This window comes from Bacillus sp. 7884-1, assembly GCF_002272245.1.
In the GTDB taxonomy this organism is placed as follows: domain Bacteria; phylum Bacillota; class Bacilli; order Bacillales; family Cytobacillaceae; genus Neobacillus.
This window is the reverse complement of record NZ_NPDD01000071.1, coordinates 1-4,030: the sequence shown is the minus strand read 5'-3', so window position 1 is coordinate 4,030 and position 4,030 is coordinate 1. Positions and strand designations below refer to the sequence as shown.

General features: G+C 35.8%; 6 protein-coding genes. 4 read left to right on the top strand and 2 right to left on the bottom strand.

What is annotated here, in order from left to right:
• Window positions 1-88 precede the first annotated feature (88 nt).
• From CHI06_RS09720 to CHI06_RS09710, 3 genes are all read left to right on the top strand, one after another.
• Window positions 89-1,282, top strand: coding sequence for an alanyl-tRNA editing protein (locus CHI06_RS09720; RefSeq protein ID WP_095248352.1), 1,194 nt, complete (start codon window positions 89-91; stop codon window positions 1,280-1,282).
• 66 nt (window positions 1,283-1,348) lie between these two features.
• Window positions 1,349-1,726, top strand: coding sequence for a PH domain-containing protein (locus tag CHI06_RS09715; RefSeq protein WP_095248351.1), 378 nt, complete (start codon window positions 1,349-1,351; stop codon window positions 1,724-1,726).
• A gap of 63 nt (window positions 1,727-1,789) precedes the next feature.
• The gene (locus tag CHI06_RS09710; RefSeq protein WP_095248350.1) at window positions 1,790-2,053 is read left to right on the top strand and encodes a DUF1871 family protein; all 264 of its coding nucleotides are present in this window, start codon (window positions 1,790-1,792) and stop codon (window positions 2,051-2,053) included.
• 25 nt (window positions 2,054-2,078) lie between these two features.
• Here CHI06_RS09710 and CHI06_RS09705 read toward each other — a convergent pair whose 3' ends face one another.
• Together CHI06_RS09705 and CHI06_RS09700 are read right to left on the bottom strand one after the other, a co-directional pair.
• Entirely contained in the window at window positions 2,079-2,903 is an 825-nt protein-coding gene (locus tag CHI06_RS09705; RefSeq protein ID WP_095248349.1) for an alpha/beta fold hydrolase, read from the bottom strand.
• Window positions 2,904-3,105: 202 nt separating this feature from the next.
• On the bottom strand, window positions 3,106-3,321 hold the full coding sequence (locus CHI06_RS09700) for a helix-turn-helix domain-containing protein (protein WP_095248348.1): 216 nt from the start codon (window positions 3,319-3,321) through the stop codon (window positions 3,106-3,108).
• Window positions 3,322-3,525: 204 nt separating this feature from the next.
• Here CHI06_RS09700 and yugI point away from each other — a divergent pair, with 204 nt between their 5' ends.
• The gene (gene yugI / locus CHI06_RS09695; protein WP_095248347.1) at window positions 3,526-3,930 is read left to right on the top strand and encodes a S1 domain-containing post-transcriptional regulator GSP13; all 405 of its coding nucleotides are present in this window, start codon (window positions 3,526-3,528) and stop codon (window positions 3,928-3,930) included.
• Window positions 3,931-4,030: the final 100 nt, after the last annotated feature.

Sequence of the window (4,030 nt, the reverse complement as noted above, 5' to 3'; positions counted from 1 at the left end):
CGAGCCCGCGGAAAGCATAGCGCCTGGAGTTCCAATCAACAGCCTAGTTTAACACAGCCTAATAAATAAAAACTAGGAGCATATAAGCATGGGGAAAAAAATTTATTATCAAGATGCTTACATAAATTCATTTACAGCACAAGTAGTTGACCAGGGAAAAGACAGAGATGGAAATTATTACATAGTGTTGGATCAAACAGCTTTTTACCCAACAGGCGGTGGACAGCCGCATGATATTGGAACCATTGAAAACATTAAAGTACTGAATGTGGAGGAAACAGCGGGGGAAGTTCGTCATTACCTTGAAAGCGAAGTACATGCTGAAAGCTCTCCCGTTTATGGTGTAATCGACTGGGAAAGAAGATTTGACCATATGCAGCAGCATGCAGGCCAACATATTCTCTCGGCAGCCTTTGAACAAATATATGGATACAAGACAATCGGCTTCCATTTAGGAAATGAAACTTTAACAATAGATTTAGAAACAGTTAATCTTTTGGAATCGGAAGCTTTGAAAGTAGAGGAACTAGCCAACCAGATTATTTTAGAAAATCGACCAATTGAAACAAAGTGGGTCACAGAAGATGAATTAGGAAATTATAATTTACGAAAAGAGACAAAGGTAAAAGAGGATATTCGGCTTGTAATTATTCCAAACTTTGATTATAACGGCTGTGGCGGAACTCATCCGAAAACAACGGGGGAAGTCCAAACAATAAAAATAATAAACTGGGAAAGACAAAAGAAAAAAGTCCGCGTTCAATTTGTTTGTGGAAATCGTATTTTGAAACAGTTTCACAAAAAAAATAAGGTGCTTATGGAGCTAACGAAACTACTTAATGCTCCTGAAAATGATATGCAGGAGGTAGTAACTCGGCTTCTAGAGAATAGTAAAGCAATGGAGAAAGAATTAGAACAATCGGTTGAGACCCTGCTTCACTATGAAGCAAAGAGTTTATTAGAAAAGGGTAAAAGTGAGAATAGAATTGTCAGTGGTGTGTTTCAAAACAGAACAATTCAAGAACTTCAAAAAATAGCCAGAATCATTATTGCAGAGGATGAAGAAACCTTTGTGTTATTCGTTTCACAAAATGAAGATAAGCTACAGCTAGTTTGTGCACGAGGGCCAGCAGAAAACGTAAGCATGAAAAAGGTAATAGGAAATGCACTTTCTATCATTAATGGTAAGGGTGGCGGAAGTGATGCATTTGCTCAGGGAGGAGGAGAAGCACTAATTTCAGGTGAACAAATGCTTCAGCATTTGTTGGAGCTAGTCCAATAGCAATGGTTGTAAATTAAACTTTCATATATAATAATTTAGAAAGTTCCAAGGAAAGGTGTGAGTTTGATGGGATTTTTTGATGGTATGATGGGAAATGCCGCAGAGGTAAACCCTGCAGATGCACAAAGGGAATTCGCTAGAATACTTGCAGTGAATGAAAGAATTGATAAAGCGTATAAGTTAATTAGAGATTTATTTATTTTTACCAATAAACGACTGATTTTAGTGGATAAGCAGGGGCTGACAGGAAAGAAGGTTGAGTATCATTCTATCCCCTATAAAAGTATTACCCATTTTAGTATTGAGACGGCGGGAAGCTTCGATTTGGACGCAGAATTAAAAATCTGGATATCAGGTAATGCGCTCCCACTTCAAAAACAATTTAACAAAAACCTAAATATCTATGAACTCCAAACAGTACTTGCAGAGTACGTTCTTAAATAGGAAAGCGGAATCCCTAGGCGCTGGAGCTAAACAATAGAAATAAACAGGGAGGAGGAGAATGAAATGGAAAGTGAAATGAAAACGAATTTGCAATTTGTGGACGTATTAAACGAATGGGATCCTTTCAAATTATCGAATGGTAATTATGACACGGAGATAGCTGATACCATCCAAGCGATTCATGAGTTAGACAACTCAGAGGCATTAGCAGAAAGAATACAAAGCATATATGAATTTTCCTTTTCAAGCACAATACCAATGGAACAGTGCTTGAAAATTGCTAATGAACTGATGTTAATAAAGGATAACGACTCTTGTACAATATAAAACGACAGCAAGGGCTGTCGTTTTTTTATGCCAAGAATTGTTTAATATGCTGAAAAACATCATCAGGACGTTCCTCAGGAACTAAATGACCCGTTTCCCTCAAAATAACCAGTTCAGATTCCCTTAAATCATTTTTCAAGCGCTTCCCAACTGATAATGGGACAACTTTATCATACTCACCCCAAATTAATAAACATGGATGGGCAATTTGATTGAGTACTACCGTTGATAGGTCGCCTTCATGGTCGCGAATCATTCTTGTTAAGGCAAGGAAAATTTCATCCTTTAAAAAAGGCTGTACATAGCCAAAAAGCATCTCATCACTAATTAAGGAATGGTCATGAACAACATTTTGAAGATTTTGCATGATACCTGAACGTGCAAGAAAAAACTTTACATATAGATGAAAATAAGGAATATAACTTCCAATAATCAATGGCAGTTTTGAACGTTTGGAATAAGATGAACTGCAAAGCAGGACTGCCTTTTGTGCTAAATCGGGCTGTTGATGCAGGATATTGAGAACAATTTGTCCGCCCATTGAATGACCGATAAGAGTAATTTCTTTTAATCCAAGTGTAGAAATGAGCTGAATAACCGTTTGAGCAAGATTACGATAGGAATAAATAAAATTATTACTTTTCCCGCTCTTTCCAAAGGGAGGGAGGTCTATGGAAACGACTTGATATTCTTTATTTAAAAGGGGAATCAATCTTCGATAGCTAAAAGTGGAGGAAAGAAATCCATGAAGCAGGACTAGTGTCTTTTCGGAATTAGGATTTGGATAAAACTCATAATAAATATTAATATCATTCACTAGCTGGTTACGGTAAAAAACCTTCTCTTCCACGTATTCAACCCACCTTCTATTGATTTATTCGTAATAATAATTTCTCCAGTCGCCTGTTATTTCACACGTATTCCTACATTTTTTTCAAAAAAAAGAGGACACACCTTATTAGGTTGTCCACTTCAAAAAAGGGGGGAATACTAGAAAGCTTATAAATAAATGATTTCCCATTTTTGCTTACTTTATACAATCATGATAAAAATTATATGTGTTTATCGAGTTGGTCTAAATATAGTTCAGATGCAGGGATGTCAAGAACGGTAGACAATTTTAAAAGTGTTTGAGTACTTGGAATTTGTTCGCCAGATTCATATTTTTCGATTGTATGAATTCCTACTCTAATTTTTTGTGCCAATTCCTCTTTTGTCAGTTTCAAGTGTTCTCGATAAGTTTTTATCGTACTGCCAATTGTATTCATATGATCACCTCTCCCACAAAGACATTATCTCATTTTCATTCTAACATAAATTTCTTTTTTCTGGGAAAAATCCTATTTGAACATTATGTTAACGTTTTCTCTTCCTTCCTGAGGAAAACCTTTTTTGATTATATGTATAGAATGTGCTATAATTTCTTATTGCGTATATAGAAGATAAAATAATTATTTCTTAGGAGTGTTTTCATGACAGAAAAGATCGAAACTGGAAGTGTATTAACTGGTAAAGTAACTGGAATTCAACCATATGGTGCGTTCATAGCATTAGATGAAAATACACAAGGTCTTGTGCATATTTCAGAAATCACACATGGTTATGTAAAAGACATTAATGAACATCTTAAAGTTGGAGATGAAGTTAATGTAAAAGTATTGTCAATTGATGAAAATGCTGGGAAAATTGGTTTATCTATTCGTGCAACGGAAGAAGCTCCTGTTCAACAGGCTGTTGCTAAACCAAAGAAACCTCGTAAGCGTCAAGCAGCTGCTATCGTACCTGAAGTTGAAGGACAACAAGGCTTTAACACTTTAAAGGATAAGCTGCAAGAATGGATTGACCAATCTCAACGTGAAGATTTAATTAAGAAATAATAAAAATAAAAAAACCTAGCCCCATGCTATTTAACTAGCGGGAGCTAGGTTTTTTTATTTATTGGCTGTGTTAAAGGTAACTGTTGATTTTAGAACTCTG